The organism is Grimontia sp. NTOU-MAR1 (assembly GCF_035758505.1).
GTDB lineage: Bacteria > Pseudomonadota > Gammaproteobacteria > Enterobacterales > Vibrionaceae > Enterovibrio > Enterovibrio marinus.
Genome location: NZ_CP142108.1, coordinates 282863 through 306247, shown reverse-complemented (window position 1 = coordinate 306247; position 23385 = coordinate 282863). Strand labels below are relative to the sequence as shown.

Annotated in this window: 12 protein-coding genes; 7 read left to right on the top strand and 5 right to left on the bottom strand. The window is 47.3% G+C overall.

What is annotated here, in order from left to right; translation table 11 throughout:
* The first annotated feature begins 517 nt into the window (after positions 1–517).
* Both VP504_RS01395 and VP504_RS01390 read left to right on the top strand, forming a co-directional pair.
* Entirely contained in the window at positions 518–1945 is a 1428-nt protein-coding gene (locus tag VP504_RS01395) for an NAD-dependent succinate-semialdehyde dehydrogenase (RefSeq protein WP_325892586.1), read from the top strand.
* A 312-nt stretch (positions 1946–2257) separates the two neighbouring features.
* Positions 2258–2746 (top strand): hypothetical protein, encoded by a 489-nt coding sequence (locus VP504_RS01390; RefSeq protein WP_062709359.1) that lies wholly within the window; start codon positions 2258–2260, stop codon positions 2744–2746.
* 55 nt (positions 2747–2801) lie between these two features.
* Here the strand turns inward: VP504_RS01390 and VP504_RS01385 are convergent, their stop codons facing one another.
* Positions 2802–3053, bottom strand: a complete 252-nt coding sequence (locus VP504_RS01385) for a hypothetical protein (protein ID WP_325892585.1) — start codon at positions 3051–3053, stop codon at positions 2802–2804.
* A 220-nt stretch (positions 3054–3273) separates the two neighbouring features.
* On the opposite strand from VP504_RS01385, the gene VP504_RS01380 reads away from it, so the two are divergent.
* A complete protein-coding gene (locus VP504_RS01380) occupies positions 3274–4287 on the top strand; it encodes a TAXI family TRAP transporter solute-binding subunit (protein WP_325892584.1) in 1014 nt (337 codons plus the stop codon).
* Positions 4288–4377: 90 nt separating this feature from the next.
* Positions 4378–6513, top strand: a complete 2136-nt coding sequence (locus tag VP504_RS01375) for a TRAP transporter permease (RefSeq protein WP_325892583.1) — start codon at positions 4378–4380, stop codon at positions 6511–6513.
* 62 nt (positions 6514–6575) lie between these two features.
* Here VP504_RS01375 and VP504_RS01370 read toward each other — a convergent pair whose 3' ends face one another.
* Both VP504_RS01370 and VP504_RS01365 read right to left on the bottom strand, forming a co-directional pair.
* Entirely contained in the window at positions 6576–7565 is a 990-nt protein-coding gene (locus VP504_RS01370; RefSeq protein ID WP_325892582.1) for a chemotaxis protein CheV, read from the bottom strand.
* Between the two features lie 153 nt (positions 7566–7718).
* The gene (locus VP504_RS01365; RefSeq protein WP_325892581.1) at positions 7719–17954 is read right to left on the bottom strand and encodes a retention module-containing protein; all 10236 of its coding nucleotides are present in this window, start codon (positions 17952–17954) and stop codon (positions 7719–7721) included.
* 455 nt (positions 17955–18409) lie between these two features.
* Here VP504_RS01365 and VP504_RS01360 point away from each other — a divergent pair, with 455 nt between their 5' ends.
* Both VP504_RS01360 and VP504_RS01355 read left to right on the top strand, forming a co-directional pair.
* The gene (locus tag VP504_RS01360; RefSeq protein ID WP_325892580.1) at positions 18410–19816 is read left to right on the top strand and encodes a TolC family outer membrane protein; all 1407 of its coding nucleotides are present in this window, start codon (positions 18410–18412) and stop codon (positions 19814–19816) included.
* Positions 19813–20454: an OmpA family protein gene (locus tag VP504_RS01355; protein ID WP_062709370.1), complete on the top strand. Its 642-nt coding sequence runs from the start codon at positions 19813–19815 to the stop codon at positions 20452–20454. The genes VP504_RS01360 and VP504_RS01355 overlap by 4 nt, the downstream gene beginning before the upstream one ends.
* A gap of 82 nt (positions 20455–20536) precedes the next feature.
* On the opposite strand, the gene VP504_RS01350 is transcribed toward VP504_RS01355, so the two are convergent.
* Positions 20537–20878 carry a hypothetical protein gene (locus VP504_RS01350; protein WP_157515571.1) on the bottom strand — a complete coding sequence of 114 codons (342 nt, stop codon included), beginning with the start codon at positions 20876–20878 and terminating at the stop codon, positions 20537–20539.
* Positions 20879–21339: 461 nt separating this feature from the next.
* Here VP504_RS01350 and VP504_RS01345 point away from each other — a divergent pair, with 461 nt between their 5' ends.
* Positions 21340–22623, top strand: a complete 1284-nt coding sequence (locus VP504_RS01345; RefSeq protein ID WP_062709372.1) for a DASH family cryptochrome — start codon at positions 21340–21342, stop codon at positions 22621–22623.
* A 156-nt stretch (positions 22624–22779) separates the two neighbouring features.
* Here VP504_RS01345 and VP504_RS01340 read toward each other — a convergent pair whose 3' ends face one another.
* On the bottom strand, positions 22780–23373 hold the full coding sequence (locus tag VP504_RS01340) for a PGAP1-like alpha/beta domain-containing protein (RefSeq protein ID WP_062709374.1): 594 nt from the start codon (positions 23371–23373) through the stop codon (positions 22780–22782).
* Between the last annotated feature and the right edge of the window lie 12 nt (positions 23374–23385).

The window sequence follows — 23385 nt, the reverse complement described above, 5'->3', positions numbered from 1 at the left end:
TCATCATTGTTTATTTTTCTTATAGTTAGATGCCACTTTCTAGAACGGGTGAGTTGTTCACCTCAGTTAAATCTAGACCAGAGACTGTTACCAAGCGCCGCCAGTAGTGTGATAGTTATCACGTCAGATTTTGTAAGTGTTACACGACAAGATCCCGTATTTGGGATTATGCTATCAATGAGTAAAAAGAAGCCTACTACGCACAGTTTTTAAGGTGGCGTTAATATTCACACTGGTGGACGCGTGAAAGACATTGTGAGTGAAAGTAAATGATGAACGTGACCGGCAACATCAATAAATAATACTCACGATGATGAACCGCTTAAAGCCATCGATTTTGCTAGCTTGTATATCTTTACCAACCAAACACCCGTTCGATATATTGCACAGATCACAATCCTATTATCTTGTTGCTTTGGCGAATCCTCTTCTTCTACGGAGCCCTTGCACCACACTTTCACGGCAGTTAGGCTAGAATCTGCTGACAAATCACTCGGTTTATTGAATGGAAACCAATATGGAACAGATTAAGAACCGCTCACTACTCTCCGCCATGTGCGAAAACTCGAACAATGCAATTGCCGTTGATAACCCTGCCACTGGCGATATTCTGGGTTTTGTTCCCAATCACAGCAAACAAGAAATCGAGAGTGCTGTCAGCAAAGCGGTTGAGGCGCAAAAAGCCTGGGCAAAGCAAACAGCAAAACAACGAAGTGAAATTCTTCTCCGTTGGTTCAACCTACTGATGGAAAATCAGGAAGATTTAGCCCGCATCATGACTCTGGAACAAGGTAAACCACTTGCTGAATCTCGCGGTGAAGTTGCCTATGGCGCTTCGTTCATCCAGTGGTTTGCAGAAGAAGGCAAACGCACTTACGGCGAAACCATTCCTACCCCATTGGCAGATCGCAGGATCATGACAATACGCCAACCTGTGGGTGTCGCTGCTGCTATTACACCTTGGAACTTCCCTATTGCGATGATCACCCGCAAAGCTGCGCCGGCATTAGCGGCTGGATGCAGTTTCGTGGCCAAACCTGCTGCTCAGACACCAATCAGCGCATACGCGGTTGCGGAACTCGCCTACCAAGCAGGCTTACCCCGTGATTTGTTAGTGATTATCTCGACAACGGATGCAGTGATGGCGGGCGAACATTTCTGTAGCAGTGATCAAATCCAGAAGATCTCCTTTACCGGCTCTACCAATGTGGGCCGCATCCTGATGAAACAGAGCGCTGGGAGTGTGAAACGCGTTTCAATGGAGCTGGGCGGCAATGCACCATTTATCGTCTTTGATGACGCGGATATCGATGCCGCCGTGAAGGGTGCGATTGCCTCGAAGTTCCGCAATGCAGGCCAAACCTGTGTCTGTGCCAACCGTTTCTATGTGCAGGACTCTGCTTACGATGAATTTGTCGATAAATTCTGCAAAGCCGTCTCTGAGTTGAAAATAGGTAATGGACTTGAAGACGGCATCTCTATTGGGCCATTGATTGACGATAACGCGAAAGATAAAGTCCAACGCCTGATTACTGGTGCAACTGAACAGGGGGCCAAAGTGGCCGTTGGAGGAAAAGATCATGGTGGTCGATTCTTTGCACCGACGGTTCTCACTGACGTCACTCACGACATGGCTATTGTTCAGGAAGAAATATTCGGCCCAATTGCACCTGTCATCCGTTTCAGTAATGACGAGTCACTGGTTCAAATGGCTAACGACACCATTTATGGCCTTGCCAGCTACTTCTACAGTAAAGATATCAACCGTATTTTCGCCATTGCCGAAGCACTGGACTACGGTATGGTAGGTGTTAACGAAGGTGTTATCTCTACCGAAGTCGCTCCATTTGGTGGCGTTAAGCAGTCCGGTATTGGCCGCGAAGGCGCGAAACAAGGTATCGATGAATATCTTAATACCAAATATATCTGCTTGGGTGGTATGTAAGCTGGTCAGAATGAACGTTTAACTGGTAAAAGCAGGAGTCCTCTCCTGCTTTTTCATTTCCAAACCATAAAAAGTACCTACCAAATTCGCTTTGCAACAAGAAATCCCTTTCATTCACTTTTACGTTCATAAAATTCACTAATTTTTGACGAAATTCTGCTCTATAAGTATATGATTGTTTTAAAATTGCATAAAAATTCTGCAATCAAACCTCCCAAAGACAGGTCTTTTCCTTTAATGTGAAGCGCAACAGCGTTTTTTCGTGCCACAGTGCGAAACTACGCCCAATTCAAAAAGAACAAAGGTAAAAAGATGTCTGACGTACCTTCAGCTGCAGTAGAAGTCGCAGCTAATGCACAAACCGTTGCTGAATCTTCCGGTTCTGTTTGGCCATACGTGGTTGGCGGTATCGCTCTTGTCGTCGCAGCGGGATTTTGGGGCTACAAACTGGTAAGCCGTCCTACTTTCATTATCAAGCAGATCCGCCGCCGTAATCTGAAGGCAATGAAGAAAGAAGGAATCGAGAGCTCAGAAGCAACCAACGATTTAGATAGACTGCTAACTGCCATTGAAGAGCATGCAGTAGCAAACAAAATGTCCGGCACTGACATGATTAAACTTCTGGCTCCGCTAAACGACCAGAACCGTATGAAGTCAGCAAAAGATATGTACCTCACCATGCAACACATTGCTCGTGAAGTGGGCAACACCAAACTGGCGGGTGAATTCAAAGGTAAATCTACTGGCGTGAAATCTGGCTCCAAATTGATGGCGGGCCTGTTCAAGCGAGCAGGCATCTAAGCCTCGCTTCAACATTGCGAAAGGCACTTCAGGGTACCTTTTTCATTTCTTCTTCTCACTTCATTGCTGCTTTACCACCAATGATTTTGTAGGCGGGCGTTCCCCTTACCAACGTCTCCCTCGCAAACACGTTGCCGCAAGAAGGACATTCACATGGCGTGTTAGTGTAGTCAGTCATTATGCGTTCTTTAAAACATTTCACTAATGCCCCTTTACCGCCTTTCTTGTATTTGAATAATATCGTTTTGCATTTAGCACAGATAATATCGACAGAACGTTCAGGCAATTTCTTTTTGGGTTTCGCCACAATACCTCCATTGATTAGTCCGCTGATGTTATCTCAAAGAAAGCGTTAGACCAAAGTCTTAGGACAAGAAAAAACTGAGAGAAAGCTTATGTTTATCGGAGCTAATTAACATTACATTTACAATCTCAACTATCCTTTCCGAGATATCTGCAGCAGGAAGATCACTCGTCCTCCCTGCTAAATTCCATGGCTACGGATACCTCTAACATTGGAGTGTTGTATGAAAATCAAATCCTTGGTGAAGACACTTTCACTCGCATCAGCAATGATCACTGCTGGAATGGGAAGCGCTACCGCTCAAGACCGCGACTATATCCTTGCAACCGCATCGACTGGTGGTACCTACTACCCAGTTGGTGTTGCGCTGGCAACGCTGAGCAAAGTGAAGCTGGAACCCAAGCATAAATTCTCCCTTTCCGCGATCAGTTCTGCAGGATCCGGTGAGAACGTGAAGTTACTGCGTGAGAACGAAGCTCAGTTTGCTATTTTGCAAGGTCTTTACGGGGCTTGGGCATGGAATGGCGAAGGCAAGGTGAAGCAGGCAGGTCCTCAGAAAGAGCTACGCTCTGTGTCCATGCTTTGGCAAAACGTTGAGCACTTTATCGTACTGGGTGACCTCGCGAAGACAGGTACCATGGCGGATATGAACGCGATGGATGGTAAGAAGTTCTCGATCGGTAAGAAGAATTCCGGCACTGAAGGCTCTGGCCTTCAAATTTTGTCGGGACTGGATATCAACACCGATAAATTTAACATGGCCCATCTTGGTTATGGTGCCAGTGCTGATGCACTGCAAAATGGTAACATCGATGGTATGAACACCCCAGCAGGTGTGCCAGTCAGTGCCGTTACCCGTGCATATGCGGCCATGGGCGATAAAATCAAGATCCTGAACTTTACAGATGAGCAAGTGAAAGAAGCCAACGGCAGCTACAACTTGTGGACCCGCTTTGTGATTGAGCCAAACACTTACCCAGGGCAAACCGAAGCGGTTGAAACTATCGCGCAGCCAAACTTTCTGGCAGTACGCAGCGATATCAGTGACGAAGATGTATACCTGCTCACCAAAACCATCTATGAGAATCTGGCATTCCTGAACGGCATCCACAAAGCGACTAAAGCGATGTCGCTTCAGAAAGCAATTGATGGCCTACCAGTGCCACTACATCCTGGTGCGGCGCGCTACTACAAAGAGCAAGGCCTGACGATTCCTGATCACCTTGTCACTCAATAAATCCTAAGCAAAAAGGCGCTGACCGGTCAGCGCCTCCTTTTATTTTCAGCCCAACAGGACGTCGTGCCTTCTCCGCACGCTAGAAGGAATATGACTGATAAATCTTCAAGCGCAGATTCGCCTCAGGAACTCGAAACCGAACTCAACCAGTTTGAACTCACTCAGCGGTCCGACTTTCCGCTAATCACCCGCATTGTCACTGTGTTCGGAATTGCGCTTTCACTCGTTCACATATGGTTTAACACGCTCGCCACCTTACCTGAACTCTGGGTGTCCGCTGCACACTTCGCTGGTTTTTCCGTGATGTGTGCCTTGACCTACCCCGCAGCGGCTAAATGGCGTAAAAGCCGTTGTGCTCTGGCCATCGACATTGGTATTGCAGTCGCCGCTATTGCCTGTTTGGTTTACGTGATTTTCGCGGAAGACGCTCTTTACGAACGTGGTGTTACCTTCGTGACCAGCGACTGGGTGTTTTCTGTTATTGCCATATTGATTGCACTTGAACTTATCCGACGCACCATGGGCTGGTTTATCCCTTGCCTGATTGTCGTCGCATTGACCTATGTAGTTTGGTGGGGAAGCTGGCTGGATGGCATATTCGCCTTCCCTGGGCTTTCTGCCGAAACCATGCTTTACCGCGCCTTTTATAGTTCTGAAGGCATGTTTGGCCCGATCTCCCGAATATCATGGAGCTATGTCTTCATGTTCATTTTGTTTGGAGCGTTTCTGGTCAAATCCGGAGCGGGTGATTACATCATCAATGTTTCCCGTGCGGCGGCAGGTAAAATCATCGGCGGCCCAGGTTTTGTCGCCGTATTGGGTTCTGGCTTGATGGGTTCCGTCTCCGGATCCAGTGTCGCCAATACGGTGTCTACCGGGGTAATTACCATCCCCCTGATGAAGAAAGCTGGCTTTCCACCTAAGTTTGCAGCAGGCGTGGAAGCCGCAGCATCATCAGGCGGGCAGCTTATGCCACCTGTTATGGGGGCTGGCGCTTTTATCATAGCGTCATACACCCAAATCCCGTACGTCGAAATCATCGCGGTATCATTTGCTCCAGCACTGATTTATTTCCTGTCGGTGGCATTTTTCGTCCGCATTGAAGCAAAACGTTCTGGTGTTCATCAACTGGAAACCGTCACACCTTCGATGTTCTCCGTGTTGGCATCTGGCTGGCACTATCTCATTCCACTCGCTGTACTTGTCGCCTTGCTGGTAATGGATTTCACACCAACCTATGCAGCAGGCATTTCGATTATTTCCGTTGTAGTTTCATCTTGGCTTTCGCCGAATAGAATGGGCGTTACGGATATCTTTGATGCGCTCGCTCAAGGCGCTCGCAACATGGCGACCACCGCCGTATTACTTACAGGTATTGGATTGGTGGTGAATGTTATTAGTACCACTGGCATTGGGAATACCTTCTCCTTGATGATCAATGACTGGGCGGGGGGTAGCCTGTTCATTATGATTGTATTAGTTGCCCTCGCTTCTCTGATATTGGGTATGGGCTTGCCGGTTACTGCGTCCTACATCGTATTGGGTACCCTTTCCGCTCCAGCACTGTATGGGTTGATTGCAGAGCAGCAACTGCTTGAGCTTCTCATTACAGGTCAACTGCCAGAAGAAGCCAAAACCATATTTATGCTGATTGCGCCTGAACAACTCGCCGCTCTGGGTTCGCCAATGCCGTTTGAAATGGCCGTCGACTTGGTCGGCAAAGTCCCTGATGACTTTAAAGCAACGCTTCTGGAGCAGTCTCTTGGTCCAGTAACTGTTGGCTTAGCATTATTAGCTGCCCATCTCATCATATTCTGGCTATCACAAGACAGTAACGTGACACCTCCAGTCTGTTTAACCGCCTTTGCAGCCGCAACCATTGCCCACACCCCGCCAATGGCGACAGGATTCAAGGCGTGGAAAATCGCCAAAGGGTTATATCTGGTGCCATTACTTATGGCCTATACGCCATTGGTTGCTGGGGATTTCCAACAAGTGGTGATAGTGACCCTATTTGCAATTCTGGGCACCTGGGCGCTCGTAGCAGGTCTGGAAGGTTATCTTGAAGGTCCAATTAATCCTCTATTCCGTACAGCGACATTTGGCATGGCGGCATTGATGATGTGGCCTGGACTTGATCTCTGGGCTCGCGTGTTGGGTGCTGCGTTATTCATTGCGTTAGTTGTTTACTCCTATAAAAAAGCACCAACACTAACCACAGCTTAAACAGACCGATTGAACCAAAAGCAAAAAAGCGCCTTTAAGGCGCTTTTTTAACCAAAAGGACACTACTTCTTCTCATCGCCCAACACCAAACTATCCATCAAACCAACCATACGTCCAATTTCCGGTTTAGTGATAGTGTCATTAGCGCCCAACTCAAGTGCCTTACGGCGATTGTCTTCACTCATTAAGGACGAGAACATGACAATGGGGATATCTTCGTATTCGCCAATATCGCGTAGCCTTTTCACTAAATGCAGGCCATCCATTTTGGGCATTTCTACGTCAGACACAACGCCATCAACGAACTCTGAAATGGGGAGCTGTTCCTCGGTGCAAAGGCGAACGAATTCCATCATGTTATCCAGACCATCCTGACCATCCTTCGCGGTGATAACGTTGTAACCGGCAGACCTCAGCGTATTCTCAATCAGACGCCTGATAAATGCGGAATCATCAACAACAAGGATGGTTTTCGCCTCTCGTCTTGCCATCATGGCATCATCTATGACCACGGATTTGTCTTTGGTGACATCGTATTTTTCCATGCTGATCTCTGGGTTAATGTCAGCAATGATTTTCTCGAAGTCCAGGATCATAATGAGATTGGCTTCCTGACGGACAACCGCCACCACGCAGTCCTGATCAGAAGATTCAAGGAATTGGCTGGGAGATTCCACCTCTTCCCAAGAAATACGGTGTATTCGACTTACACTATCGACCAAGAAGCCATTCGACATCTTGTTGAAGTCAGTGACTATCACTACTTTTTCGTCGATATTGCTCGTCGTAGGAACGCTAAGCCAACTGGCTAAATCCACCAAAGGAATCAGTTTTCCACGGAGAGAAAATACGCCCAAGACATTCGGCTGCGCATTCGGATAGTCTGTTGTATCCGGAACACGAATAACCTCGCGTACTTTGGCCACATTAATTCCGTAGTAGCATAATTTCTTAGACCCATCGGGTAATACTTTCTCTAATCGAAACTCTATAATCTCGAGCTCATTGGTACCACTTTCTGTCAAAATAGATGTTTTAGGCTCTATGCTCATACCAGATCTCAATGCATGTAGGGGCAATAAACAGTTATGTCCTTTAACAGCATAGTCTTAATCTATCTACAGACGACTCAATTAGCGAAATTAGTTACCTCCAATTCAACGCCTTGGGTTTAAAAGTCCATTTTATTTGGCACAGATCACAACTCAATCCACCCTAAAAGCCTGCTGTTCGTAGAGCGCGGTGACAATGGCAGACGTGCTGGAACCCACAGCCAAGTCAAGGCCAGAACTAGATATGTCCATGTTCTCTAGAACAATATTTTGTGTTTGGCCATTTGAGGTCAGAGTCAGTGAAACGGTACCATCCTCTGCTACAGAAGCATCATCAAAGAATGGCAGCAAGTCGGACACATCGGGGATTGCACCAACCCCCGTCAGCAAATCAGATATGTCGAGTTTGTCCTGACCCAAGGTAAGATCGGTGACTCTATCGGTGTTAGATGGCGTACTTAACGAAGATTCAAGCCATTCGAAAATATCGCTGTCGCCGCCGCCCGTCAGAATGTCGTTGCCTTTACCCGCCTGCAACGTGTCGTTACCATTCATGCCAAACAGGCTTTCACCAGCATCATCTGCCACCAGCGTATTAGCGGACTCATTGCCGAAGTTAGCGCCTAAATAGAGTTGACCGTTATCGATGACTGAAGTGAGGATTTCTTCCTGCGTCATTCCAGACGCAGTACCGTTGACCATTTCATCAAGGCTCACACCGCTGTAAATAATCTCCTGAACTTTGTTTCCACCTACAGATATACTCAGCGATGCGCTACCGTCACTCTCCGTAAAATCAAGGATATCTGTCAAAGCTGAAAAGTTCGGGAGGTTCCTTAGCGCCAATGCACTACTCAAGTCCACCACATCTTTAGCAGTATTGAAGTCTTCGATAGTGTCCGTCGCAGATCTTCCCGCAGAGCCGAAATCGGTAGCTTCCCAGACAAACCTGTTTACACTGTTGTCCGCTTCGCCCTCTTTACCTCCCCACAGGCTGTCATCTCCCGCCCCACCACTAATAATATCTGCACCTAACCCACCGATAAGGATGTCATCAGCAGCACCGCCTTCAAGAGTTGCATCTTCAGTACCCGACACCACTAGATTGTCTACCGAGGGATCACTGGCAGTTATCACTCCTTCTCCCGCATTAGCGACATTAATGGAAAGCTCGATGGAGTCAGATTCTGCAGAATCACCGGCAGAGGTTGTGGAAATCGCGACCACTTCGACGGTACTCGACAACACCGATGAGCCACTGACATAAAGCTGACCCAGCTCAGCTGGCGTCAGTGTTAATACACCGCCACTAGGACCGGTGCCCACCACCGTACCATCTGCGTCTACAAACGTGAGTCCCGCAGGTACATTTCGAATTTCAATGGAAAGCGTTTCTGAAGGATCAGTGAGAGCGGCCGCCAATCCCAGTAAAGGAATCAAGGATGACACACTACCAGCAACCGCCGCAGTCTGAGGCGTGTTCAATGTCAATGTTGGAATATCAGGTTTAGGCAGTACATTGATGCTGACCGATTCTGTGTCTGTCTTTGCCCCACCACCGCCGGTATTTCCATTGTCATTCACCGTCACGGTCAGGGTATCTTCGCCACTGAAATTGATGTCGCCCAAGTAAGTCACGCCATGAGAGAGTGCCTCATTGATGGCACCCAGTGGACCTTCAAGCGTCATGTTATTGGAGCCCTGACCACTCACGGTGACACCCGAAGGTAACGGTGACGAATCAGGTAAACCAATAACACCATCAATTGCGCTCAATCGAATCGATATACTCCCGCCCGCTGTCTCTTTGGCATCAACATCTTTCACTTGAATGGATTCGATGAGTAGTGCAGTCTCTTCATCTGCTTCAAGAGATGTCGGTAACGTAAGCTCGGGGGCATCGTTTATCGGCGTGACAGTAACATCAATAATCTGATTCACCCAAAGCGAACTCTCTGCTTCTACACCGTTATCTACCGCACGAATCGAGACCTCAAGCTGACCATTCCAGTTGTTTTCGTTAGCATCACCCGGTGTCAGTATCAACGAAGACAGAGTGGTCTGATTGGCAATCACAATCCAACTACCGTCAGGTTGTTTTTCCGCGCTACTGCCACTCGCAACACCGGGCGGTAAGCTGATGGTGGAGCTTTCAGGCACATTGTTCAGTACCACTTTGACCACTTCCGGCCCATTTTCTGTTGCCGACAAGCCAGTACCATCATAAGAAGATTTGTTATCCAACACTGTGATATCCAACGGTAGCTCAATGTTTTCATCTTCTGCGCCGGATACCGATGTAGTGATTTGCGTGTCTACTCCATCGCCAATTGGATTTACCACCACATCGATCGTTGTGTTGTATTCTTTCGGTGTACTTAACAGGTTTTCTTTGGCATAAACCACCATTTCTACCGTCATCGAGCCACTAAAGTTCTTAGGCGGAATGAAGGCAATATCATCAAGCGTGAAACTTTGGCTGTTGGCGGGCACACTGATCGACCAGTTTCCATTACCACTGTTCTGAACCAATTGGCTTCCATTAGAAACCACCTGGAAATCATCTGGTACGCCAGTGAGTTTCATCGAGACAATCTTCTCAGAGCCGTCGGTGTCCTTCAGCGCAGCCGTGACGCCTGTTAGTGCGATTTGCTCATCTTCGTTCCCCGTGATGGGTGAAGTATTACCACTGAAGATAACCGGATCATTGACCGGCAACACTTCGAACGAAACGCTGGTTGAGATAGTTTTCACCGTGACAGAGTCAGGTAAGCCCGTCTGGTCATTGACTGCCCGATCTTCAACCGTTGTGTCGATTTTGATGCTGACATCACCGCTGAAGTCCTCTACGGGTTTAAAGTAAACCTTCGACAGATCAGCACTGGAGACTGTGACTGAGCTTTGCGGATTCTCACCGTTTTCATCAACAAAAAAGCCTACGGAGCTGTCAACGGTCAATACTGCCTGGGTGATTGATTCAACGCCGGATATAGGCGTTTTATCTGGGTCAATCAGTTTAGAAGTGAAGTCCAGTTCTATGATGCCATCTTCAAGTCCTTTGTCTGGCACTGGCACCCATTCTGATTGGTTATCGACAGGCTGTTCTTCACTATTCAATCCATCGGTTTGGATGATTTTCACTTCGGTCGTCAAGCCATCTACCACTGGGGCAATCACAATAGTGATCGACGTATCAAGCTCTTTGACGTCTCCACTCAGTTTGTCTGTCGTGACCAATTTGATAGGAAGTATTGCGTCACCGGCAAAATGTCTGGGCATTAACAAAGCAATGGCGGAAAGATCAACAGACCCATCCGCAGCCACAGGCACTTTGGTAACATATTCACTGGTTTCGTAGTTGAACTCCATCCCAGAAGCCACTGCGCCAATCGCCGACAACGCGGAGGAATCAATAACCAATGTCAACTCATCATTGAGAGCGTCAGTGGCATTAACCTGGATAAAATCGTCAATTTGGTCACCAAATTTAATCGATTTATCTTCAGTTCCGGTCACATTTTGCAAGTTGACCGATATGACACCTGCCAACTCGGTCTGGTTTGTTTCCCCCTGGAAGTCGAGTGTCAGTATGATAGGCTTCTGCTCGACTTCGCGGCTTGCATCACCTTCGGAGCCATCCCCTTGATCTTGAACCAACGCGGTGATTTGAACATATATCGGCTCAGTTGTTTTAGCAGACGTCGTTATGGCTAATGTGTCTATTGCATTCTCAGGCACCGTCCAACTGCCGTCTCCATTGTTTATCCCACCCGTCACATAAAACTGATCAAAGAGTTCAAGTTGCTCTTCTGTCAGTGGCGTCCCACTGGCATCAGCGACAAAAGTGACCACCACCTGAGTAATGATTTCCTCGCTACTGCCATCGGTATTGACACCTTCTGGCGTGACAAATGCCAGACGCCTATCAGGACTGGAAAGTGAGATAGAACCACCACCCTCACCGACAATAGTCGTTGAAAGGGTGTTATTAGATGCATCAACAAGCTCAATGTCTCCAGTTTTCTCTACCGTCGCGATGATCCGAACATTCAGGTCTCCAATGATTTCTTTGGTATCAACGACCGCTGAGTCAGTGTCTTTCTGCTCAACGGTTAGTTTGACGCTCAAGTCGAGATCCCTGTCGAGATCAGAGTTTATTGGTGCCCTAAGTAACAAATTATTACCCGCTAAAAGCTTACTGACTTGGTCAGTGCTGAGTACCGCCTCGCCTCTAGAAAAGGTAATAGGGATTGATTCTCCGGCAATCGTCAAGGTGTAGCCAGCGTCAATCGCGGCCTGGGACATTGAAAAGGTAATGGCGGTGATGGATTCGTTGTTATCAGTGAACCCCTCATCCGTGTTTGGGCGCCAATTAACAACCACATTCTGGTCTTCGAATCCACGGCTGTTGAGTGTGTAATCTTGCGCATCAATTTCTGGTTCGATATGGACAATGACATTTTTATCGACGGTCAAAGAATCACCGTCATTTTCAGTGACGACAATGGTGATAGTCATTGTAATGTCGTCTGTGCTGCCGGGAGGAGGAACCAATTTAACTTCCGAAAGCCCGTCTACCTTTGCTTGGTATTGAGGTTCGCCATTTGCACCCAGACCGGCATAGACTAAGTTGATTTCGTCATTGTTGGTATCTAATAAAGTGACGCCTTGGGGAATATTGGTGACCAATGTAGAAAGGGTCTCAGAGTTATCATCGGGGAGTGACTTCCCTTTCTCACCAGATTTAATCGTAAATGAAAGCGCGACTTCACCGTCTTCAGGAATTGTCGTTTCAATCCCTGTTTCCACGCCATTTTCGATGACTGGCTGCCAAACATTCCCTAAATCTGCTTCAATATCTGGCACATCAGCTACGCCTTTCAGCGCAATATTGAGGGTTTTTGCTCCGGTCTCATAAATATTAGTGACGGTTTCCGCCACTCCGCTGGCGTTGGTAACTGTCATGGTGTCTTTCACCACGCCTCGCACATCGAGCTCGAAATCGACATTACTTTCTGGTGGTGGCTGAAGCTTTAACCCGCCAATATCTGTGTAAGCAATCTCATAGAGTCCACCACTCTCAGGCACTTCAGTCCCGTCTCCCAACAGTAATTTTGCCCCTATCGGTAGCCCTGTAATCCAGACATAAAGCACTTCTGAACCGTCTGTATCTGCAGATTCACTCAGGGAGATATGTGGCTTGAGGTCAATGAGCTCGTCTTCTAACCCACTGATACGGGTCAGTTTAAGCGTCGTAGTATCTGCGATTGGATTGACAGCGATGGTAATCTTTTGAGCTTCAGAGTCGGCCGTTTGCTGACCGGAGGCAAAATTAGATTTCTCCTTACTTTGGGCAACCGCGGTCAGCGTTATATCGCCGGAAAAATGGGCGTCTGGCTTCACCACTACATTATTGATATCTGCCGCGGCGACAGTGTATTTACCGTCTGTGAGCGTTAACTCGGCACCGTTGAGCAACAAAGTCGCACTGCCGCTATCAAGCGTCAGGATGTAGTTCAGCGCTTCTGAATCATCCCTGTCTTCAAGTTCCGCATTGAGGCTAAGCGTCGCTCCCTCACTGTCCTCATCAATTCTATAGTAAAAAGCCGTTGTGGAATTGTCCCAGATGGGGACATCAGCAATACCTTGAACAGTAATAGTGAAGGTTTGATTTTCTAGCTGACGTTCAGATCCATCGCTATTTTTTACAAACCCTGTAACGGTAAATGTCGGAACACCATTCGCTGCCGAATAATCCTGATCCGGCACGAAAGTTACGCCTTGCAATGTCCATAGTTCGTTCGCTGAATCAGGAGCAAACAGGTTGTCTGGCAATTCGATTTGATTCCCAGAAATTGCAAGGGCAGTGCCGTTTGCATAAAAGGTACCGTGGGGGTTGGAAGGGAGTGTAATTAAAACACGATCAACGGTTTCGCCCTGATCATTATCGCCAGCATCAACCGTCATGTTGATGGCTATACCGTCAGTTGGATTCGCAACGAGATCATCATTAGGGTCTGGCTCCCTGCCCTGATCTTCTAGTCCTGTCGCATTGCTAACGATGAGCTGTGGCTCGGCATCAACAACGACAATTTCAGTGGTACCCACAACAATGTCGCCGTCACCATCGAGAATTTCATAACTGAATGATTCAGTAATTCTGCTGCTGGTTGACCCAGTATGCGTAATGCCATCGTTGGCAATGAATTCTGCGGTGCCGCGACTATGTATGACCAGAGTACCTAACTCTTGTCCGCCCGAACCCTCAGTGACAGTAAAGCTATTATTAATCCCCGGTTTCAGTTCATGCTGTTCACCGTTAACGGTAACTGACTTGATCGTCGCATCATCCGCACCCCGATTGCGCGCAGGCAAAACAGTGATGCGCGAAGATGAATCTCCTTCTTCCGCCACTACACTGCCTCCGCCAGTGCCGACACCATCGGTTTCCAGCGAGAATGGCACATCATCCAGTACATTGACGACAATATTGTCTGTTGCTTTGTCGCCATCTGCATCCGTGACTTCAACGGGGAAATTAATGGCCAGTGAGTTTTTCTCTTCACCGCGGGGATGGTCTAAAGCACCAAGTAGCGCAAAAGTATACGTGCCATTCGGGAACACGGTAAGGGTAAACACCTCCCGTTGCCCTGCCATGCCCGTGTAAACCTTGTTTGCAGCAGTTTCACTACTCAGTTCGAGCGTGACCACAGTGCCTTTTGAACTGAGGGGAACCGGAATGCCAGCAGCATCCTCACTGTTGTCGCGGTTAACAGAAGCGAAGCCATTAACATTAATGGCCACATCCGCAACGGTATCGCTGCCGCTATTGATCTCCAACTTTCCGGTCGCAGTGTCTTCGTCTTTACCTACACCTCCCGGCGTAGTGCCAGGGCGGTTTTTGCCAGAGCCAGAGCCGTTTTCATTGATATCGCTCTCTTCGACATTCAACGCCGGTGCTTTAGTGATAATAGGCGGTACGCCATCCCGAATATTGACGTTTATCGCCGCAATGCCATTGACCACATCACCATCTGAATCTTTAGTATCCAATAAGATAGCAATAAGTATCTTATCACCGTCAATCGATACCTTACTGTTTGATGTCGCGTCTGCATTATGATCAACGGGTTTGTAGAGAGTGATAGAAGGCTCGATCTCCAAGCCATATCCATCAATGCCTTGGGTAGCAGGAAAGCTTATCTCCATCACCAACTCACCGTCAGCGCGTCCAGAGAGAATGCTGGTTGTCTGATCGTATTCGAAGTCGATCGACTTACCGCTACTGGTCAGCACCTCTTCCATGTCTTTGATAAGGTCGGCCAATTCAGAACTGCTTATTCTGACATCCTCGGGCATCAGCCGATCCGTTCGCGCACTCACCTCAAAACTCACGCTAGAACTATCGGGGTAACCGACCTGAGAGTCATTCGGTGTGAGATCCGGCTCAGTAATAGGTAGCACTTTGCTTGTCGTTGGAACGACCGTTGAATCATCATCTTTGATAGTGATCGTAAACTCGCCCGTCACTTCATCACCATCAATATCAGTGACTTTTACTCCGACTGGAAACTCAAGCTCATTTGCCGTTTCGTCCACTGCTAAATCCAGAATAACAGTGTACTCACCCGTTGGCTTTCCATCGGCACCGGTATCGAGCTTTATCGAAAGCACCCTGTCGCCATTTGCTGGCGAAGAGGACACAGACAGGCTGGGGTCATCAATAACAATAATGATTTCGTCTGTGAGTGAAGAAAATGGCTGAGGTTGAACACTGGTCTGATAACCGCTACTGGTAATCGCATTAAGCGCAGCCTCTAGCCCTGAAGGTGCATAGAATTCGATAGACTGAATAGCATCTGCGCCTTGTGTGATACCAAGGCTAATATTTTCTTGCGAGCGTGTGTTGCCAATAACAGGGTCAATCAGCGTAGAATCGACAGGATCTATACTAGGTGGTGCGCCATCCTTTATGGTGAGCGTGAAATCAGATGTCGTTGTATCTCCGTCATCGTCGGTCACTTTCACCGTTAACGGCACTTTGACCATGTCACCCGTCGGTTCATCAACAGGCTTGGCCAATGTCACTTTATATTCGTTATTGGCTTGGTCGAGTTCGATGGTAAGCACGGTAATCGTGGTGCCTGATTCGGTATAGCCAATCTGAATCGGCTTTCCATCTGTATTCAGCTCACTCAGTGGTGAAAGCAATGACAGCGGGCTACCGTTACTGGTCAAGCCTTCTATCAAAGTTTGAAAGGAACTATCCAACTGCCATGTTACTGAAGCAATGCCATCGCTGCCAATTTCCAAACCCAGAGATTCAGTCGTGGTCGTAGCGGGCTCGCCAACCATTGGATCTGTAACGGTTGAATCCATAGCGTCAATGCGTGGCTTAATGCCATCTTCTACCTGATAGGTCACGCTGATTGGCGTATCGAGCAGGTCGCCATCAGTATCCTGTACTTGAAGCTCCACCTTAATATCGAAGACTTCTTCGTCTGTCCCAGAAGCAGATGAAATAGTGACCCATTGATTATCAGAAAACCGCCCCGAATTCAGATGATCGAGTGGACCATCCAGCGTAAACACTGAAGTAATCGAAATACCTTCCGCACCAGAACCAGAAGTTTGGCTAGTGGTTAAAGTGATATTGACGATTTCGGTGCCGTCAGGCTTCTTGCCCACCAGTTCAATCACACTGCCGGATTTACTGATTTCAAAATTGAGTGGCTCTCCGCCAGATGTGAGCTCGTTCAGCTCGCTCTGAAGACCTGCCAGATTCGACACTTCTATAGTATCTGGCACCAACCTGTCTGCCGCTGCGTCGAGCGTAATCGTTCCATTGGCCACTAAAGGGGGCTCTTCCAGTTGGTCTTCAGTGAGATCGTATTGGCCTGTTATTGTGGCATTTTCACCCGAAGCGTCGTCACCATCCTTGAAGGTGACATTGAATGTACCTAAGCCAATATCACCGTCTTGATCTAACGCTTCGACCGTCACAGGAATAACGGTGTCGTCATTCTTCCCCTTCTCATCGATAGTGGCATTTTGAGTCACAACATAGGCGTATTGATCTGTAGTGCCAGAAACACGCTCAAGAGAAATGCTTATAAGGGGTGTAGAAGGGTCGCTCTTCAAAGACACTCGGATTTCATTAGCCTCAACGACAAAGGTGGTTGGTTGCCCGTTGCTTGTGATAGTACCGAGCACTTCGTTAAGTTGGGCTGTAGAAATAAATCCGATACTTTTCAAAGCATCACTATTTACGTCGAGATTAATAGGAATAGGCTCGGACACATAGTCGACATTATTTTCATTAATCGTCAGGCTTTCAGGGTTCAACTCCGGGTCAGCGCCATCCAGCACAGACATATTTGCTGTAATAGGCGTATCCAACTCGTTGCCACTGACATCCTGCCCCTGGATTGCCATCTCTATCTTGATGGCATTATCCGTCACTGACACCAGTCCTGCAGTATCACCGTCTGCGTTATGATCGAGGGGGGCATCTAAAGCTAAAGAAACTGTCACTTCGACATTCCGTCCTACCTGAACGCCTGAAACAGAAATAGTGAGAATGGTTTCGCCGTTTAGGCTACCAGTGATGGTTTTGCCGTCTGCTGATAACAAGTAAGTCAAGGACTCCCCGCCACTTTGGATATCAGCCGTTAGCTCTTCGATTAATGCAGTTGCTGCTGTGGGTTCAATTACAAAACTGTCTGCATCCAGAGGCAGTGAACTTGCTGAGACCGTTACCTTTGAACTCGTTGTAACTGGGTATTCATCTGGCTGCAAATCACTTTCAGTAATGACGATAGCCAGAGACTCTCCACCCGAAGGCGGTAATATAGGGAGATTGTCATCAGCGGCTGCCGTTGCAGCATTGGGAGTGTATGTCGTATCAAAACCAGCCTCAGCCAAAACGCTGGCATTGTTATATCGGATGACAGCGAAATCACCAATTGATGAACTGGCAGCGGTCGCCCCCCCAGCTGCAGTCGCTTCAAAATCCAACGTAGGGTCAACACCGCCGAGAATGGCTTCCTGCAGAGCGGCAATGTCACCATCCAGTAGCTCTATAGCGTCTTCACTTTCTGCAAGCGTAACATTTTCACCAAGACCGATAATTTCAATATCTTCGTTACCGATAGGAATACAGGTAGCGCATGGCTCCGAGACCAAAACCGGATTACCATCTTTCATTACCACATATCGGGCGTTGGGGGAGGCAACAACAATATCTTCTACTTGCGCTTCTGCATTACCATTGACGGGGTTAGCTGTATGATTCCGAACGAGATAAACAACACCTTCTTCTACGGCGACTGACGCTGACACAATTTCGATATCTTCCGACGTCAGCATATCTGTTTCTGCTAGCTTCATCACGGTACCTATTAGCCCTTACGAATCTCCCTTCCGACTGACCAATCTGTCTAGTTTTACCAACAAAATTGCGGTGTGAGGTTATTTTGAATTGAAGCCGCCCATTACTGCGCTTGAAAGTCTGACGTACTCAATTTAGTAAAAAATTAATGCCCTACAAACAGTTTGGCCCTTAGAGGTTTATTTTGACCTGTCTCATTTTTGATAGAAAGGCGATATAGACAAGCTAGAGGGCTTAAATCTGTTCAAACATGCCCTATTTTTTACGTCGGTAATGCAAATGTGTGATTTAAAGCAATTTCTGATGATGCAACTGTCTATTTATCTGAGCAGAAAGGCATTTTCATGAAAAGCCAAACAGATAAATCAAAAGGAATTTTCTAGGTTAAATTACTACATTTTGACGCATTTAATTTTTCTCACGCAAGGTCTAGTTTCGCTTTAAGGGAGCATTCATGAAGCAACTTAACACCCACTATAGACTGCGGTTTTTGGCAAACACATCAGGTATTCCTAGTGCATGGAAACCTACGTTAGGTGTCATCGTGTTTGCGCTCATTTCAGTTGGTATTGCACCTTTGGTTCAAGCGCAATCCTTAGAACAAGCTGTAGCAACGACACTTTCACAAAACCCAACAATCAGAGAAGCCTATAACGAGTTAAAAAGTCGCGAAGCTGATATAGATGCGTCACGAGGCGGATACCTACCATCTGTTGATCTCGATGCGGGCATTGGCTACGCCCAATATGACAGCGACAATAACGATGGAACCTATCGCCCCAGAGACGTTCGCATCAGTCTCCGGCAGTTAATCTGGGATGGCTCTATTACTTACAACGACATCAAACGCACAAAAGCAGAAGCAGAAGCGCAACGTTTCCAACTGCTAGCTGACGCGCAGGATACAGCACTAGCTGTTACGGAGGCCTATATTGAGGTTCTTCGCACTCAGGCTATTCGAGACCTTTCGCAGAAAAATCTCGACACTCATGAACGAATTGTCGGAGACATCCAAAAGCGCACGGATTCAGGTATCAGCTCTACAGCAGATCTTTCACAAGCAGAAGGTCGTCTAGCACAAGCTCAAACCAACTTGCTCTCAGCAATGAGTAATGTCGATGACGCAGTGATTGAATTCGAGCGTATTGTCGGTGCTTCCCCGCTTGATTTGGTCGCACCAGAAGTGGATGCGAAGTATATCCCCCCAACGCTCTCAGAAGCACTCACCACGGCGAAAGAGAACAACCCGGTGATGAAAGTAGCAGCCAACGATGTTGAAGCAGCACACCGTCAATACAAGCAGGCGAAAGGAGACTTCTTGCCAACTTTCAGTATTGAAGCATCACAGGAATGGGGGGAAGAGTTGGACGGCCAACCGGGCGAGACCGACGAATTCCAAGCCATGCTGCGCATGCGCTACAACCTGTTTAATGGCGGTACGGATGCGGCAGAAGCGCGCAGCGCTGCATACCAAATAAATAAAGCAAAGAACATTCGACACAACGCGCATCGTCTTTTGATAGAAAGTACACGTTTGGCTTGGACAGCAAAAGAGTTGGCAGAAAAACAAACCCAGTTCCTGCAACAACACGTTGATTCTGCGTCTAAAACGCTCGAAGCATATGAGAAACAGTATTTAATTGGTCGTCGTACCCTGCTCGATCTCCTCAACACGGAAAACGAGTTGTTCGATGCGCGTCGCTCATACATTGATTCTCACTACACCGGTATCTACTCAAAATACCGTGTATTGAACGCCACTGGCCTGCTGCTTGACGAACTACGCGTAGATACGCCAAAAGAGTGGAAGACCTCTATCTACGGCAAAAACAATGGAAACCAACAAGGAGACACAGAATGATGAACGCTTTTCAGCGATACGCTGTCCTGTCTCGTCAAGTTCTCAGCAGTATATTTCTGATCATCGCAGCGCTGGTGTTGACAGGATGTTCCATCAGCGCGCCGCAAGCCCCCGTCGCTAGCCAACAAGCTGATTTACTGGATAATGACAGCGATGGAGTCATCAACGCCCGGGATAACTGCGAAGGCACCCCTGCTGGCGCCGTCATTAACAATGATGGTTGCTCAGAAGAGTTTGAAATCAGTGCCCGTGATGACCTCCATATCCTGTTTGCCAATGACTCTTCAAGGATCCCGGCAAGCTTCATTGGCGAAGTCAATGACCTTGCCAGCTTTATGAAGTCTTTCTCCTCCATCGTGGTGGAACTGAAAGGGTATGCTAGCATTATTGGCGAGCCGGATTACAACCTCACGCTATCAGAACGCCGTTCCAAGGCTGTCAAAAGTGCACTCATTGAACAAGGAATCATACCAGACCGTGTCCGCATTGTTGGCTACGGCGAGGCTGAACCTGTTGAAGCGCAGACCCAGGAACAATCCGACATTCTGAGCCGACGTGTAACGGCAAGCGTGAAAGTTTCTGAAACGGACATTGTTAAGAAATGGACGATTTACACAACCTCACCTGAAGATGAGTAGTCCTCGAAAGATATACAACGCAAAAGGGCCAATTTGGCCCTTTTTCATTTGTCGTTGTTATCGTTCGTAAGTGGTTGGAGATTCAATGAAGGGTAATAGGGTCAATGGTTCCCTGATTGGTTGGCAATGCCAGCAGCAGCCAAAAATCTAAGTCAGTTTCAGTACATTTATCCGGTGTTACGCGAATCACGCCTTTACACCGTTTACCACTCGGTTGCTCCAGAAATGCCCCAGGACGTCGTAAAGCTTCTTTAATGCATTCATCTCCAACGACAAACTGCAGGCCGTCATCATCGACGATGCTGAATAAGCGCCCGTGCTGATAAAAGTACACACGCTCGTTCTCGACTTCTTCCCGAATTCCTGACACACCTAGCAGTGCTTGGCGAACAAAACCTGATAGCTCTAGCCCAGTCACACTCATTGTTCTTATCCATAAATTTATTACAACGACATTCGCCACCACTATAGTTACATGAAACGCTCTTTTGAGCCCAAAACATCAATATTCGTAAGAAAATCGTCAAAAAGTCTGACAGACTTATAATCAACTTCGTAAAGCACAACTCATCATTATTAAGTTTTTAGGGAAAAAGCATCAGTTTCTGGTACCAAACATAGTTAAACCATAAAGAATACTGTCAATCGTATAGCAATAGAAAAATGTGTAGTTTTCATCAGTTTGATCTCGCACACAATTCAATCCCAATGCTTATTAACTTTGTTTATGCTGCACTACGCTTTAACAGTGAGACACACATCTCATCTATATACTCGTCTGCACTCCGTTGACGTTTGACTGCGTACCAATAAATAAGGAGGTGACCCCCGCCGACAAGATGACAACCTTTCTGTTCGCAATGTTAATAACTAAGGAGAGACGGTATGAAAGGGCTTATATGGTTTAGACACGATTTACGACTGGCAGACAACCCATCACTCGTCGCCCTCTCCCGGCGCTGCAGCGAAGCCCTCATGGTCTACGTGATTGACCCTGAGTGGTTTAGACCTGCTCACTTTCAATCCCGTCACTTGGGAAGATTCAGGGAAGAGTTCCTTTACCAATCTCTGCGTGCGCTGGAGAGCGAACTAAAAAAACGAAAACAACGACTGGTGGTGAAAGTCGGGAATCCCCTTCATGTCATCCCAGATCTGTGTAAAAAGCATGGCATAAACCTCTTGGCAGTCACAGATCATCCCGGTGTGTATGAGCGTCAGCAAGTTGCCTATTTATCTCGAACACTTAGCTGTGAAGTCAGCGTCGGCGAAAGCTTTTCTCTCTTCCTCCGTAGCCAACTTACATTCGATAAAACCTCTTATCCGCCGACGTTCAGCCAGTTTAAGAAACACGTCGAAAATAAGAATATTCTGCCGTGTATTCCTATCAGTGCCCCGGATTCCTTACCAAAGCATATTGATGAACGACGCGACATCTGGGGTGGGCAGGAATTTGTCTACGACCTGACGCCTTATCAAGGTGGCGAAGACTCAGGTATGGTCCAGCTCAATCACTTCTTTTGGAAAACTCAAGGACTCAAAAACTACAAAGAAACCCGAAATGGTTTAGATGGATGGCAGTTTTCTTCACGATTATCCGCCTGGCTGGCAAACGGTTCAATTTCACCTCGTATTGTCGCTGCGGAACTGGATAACTACGAATATCGTCACGGGCGTTCAGACTCCACTGAATCCATGTATTCAGAACTCCTGTGGCGTGAATACTTCCAATGGATGATGCATTACCATGGCGCCAGCATGTTTGCCTTTGAAGGTATTAAGAATAAACGTCCACTCACCACCTATTACTGCCAAAACTACAAAGCCTGGGAACAAGGCACCACAGATTATCCCATTGTGAATGCCTGTATGCGACAATTGAACCAAACCGGCTATATGTCGAATCGGGGTCGTCAGATCGTCGCTTCCTGTTTAGTCAATGAACTTGGTGTGGATTGGCGCTTTGGTGCGGCTTACTTCGAGCAGCAGTTGATCGACTTTGATGTCGCTACCAACTATGGAAACTGGCAATACCTGGCAGGTGTCGGCGCCGATCCGCGGGGTCAACGCCATTTCAATCTAGAAAAGCAAACCGAGATTTACGATCCTGATGGTACATTCGTCAAGAAATGGGCGAATTCGAAATCGTCAGAAAGTTTACTGAAGTTTTGAACATCAACAAGTGTGAAAGGCGACCTTAGGTCGCCTTTTTCTTACCCTAAAAACCACCAAGTAAAAGGAGAAAATCAAATCAGTCAACGCTTTCTGAATGTGGCCAGTCGCATTGATTACTCCATTTACATGATGAAAATGATGGCTGAAATTACCTTACTCTAAAATTTCAATAATTCTGTCAGCTACTCTTTTCGCAAAGATCAACGCAGTGTGCGTTACCGGAAAAATTTCATGGCTAGCCATGCCTTCAATCTTGGTTTCATCAATCAGCACCGTACCATCCGATTCCTTACTTCTTAACAGCACAGCGGCTGGGCCAATACGCATGTCACCTGCAATGCTGTATAAGGTCGAACCTTCAGGCCATGTGGGCTCATAATCAGGCAGCAAGAATCGACTGGACTCCTGAAACATAAAATCGCTGATCCCAATCCCCTTAAAAAACGCCGCCACTTTGGAGCCTTTATGTGGCGTACCCAGCGTAATCACGGTTTTCACATGCTTGGACATCTCACTCTCGTTCTCCAGATAAACACGAGTGATCACGCCACCCATAGAGTGCCCCACAATGACGGCCTCCTCACCATCAATGAATGCATCCATCTCACCAAACAAGGCTTTAAGATTTGGCATAACAGTGCTGTAAGAGATATTCAGAACCGCATGTCCTGCATTTGTTAAGCGCTTTTCCAAAGGGATCATGGCTACACCATGCATGTAAAGTCCATGTAATAGAATGATTTTCATTGTTTTTGTAAC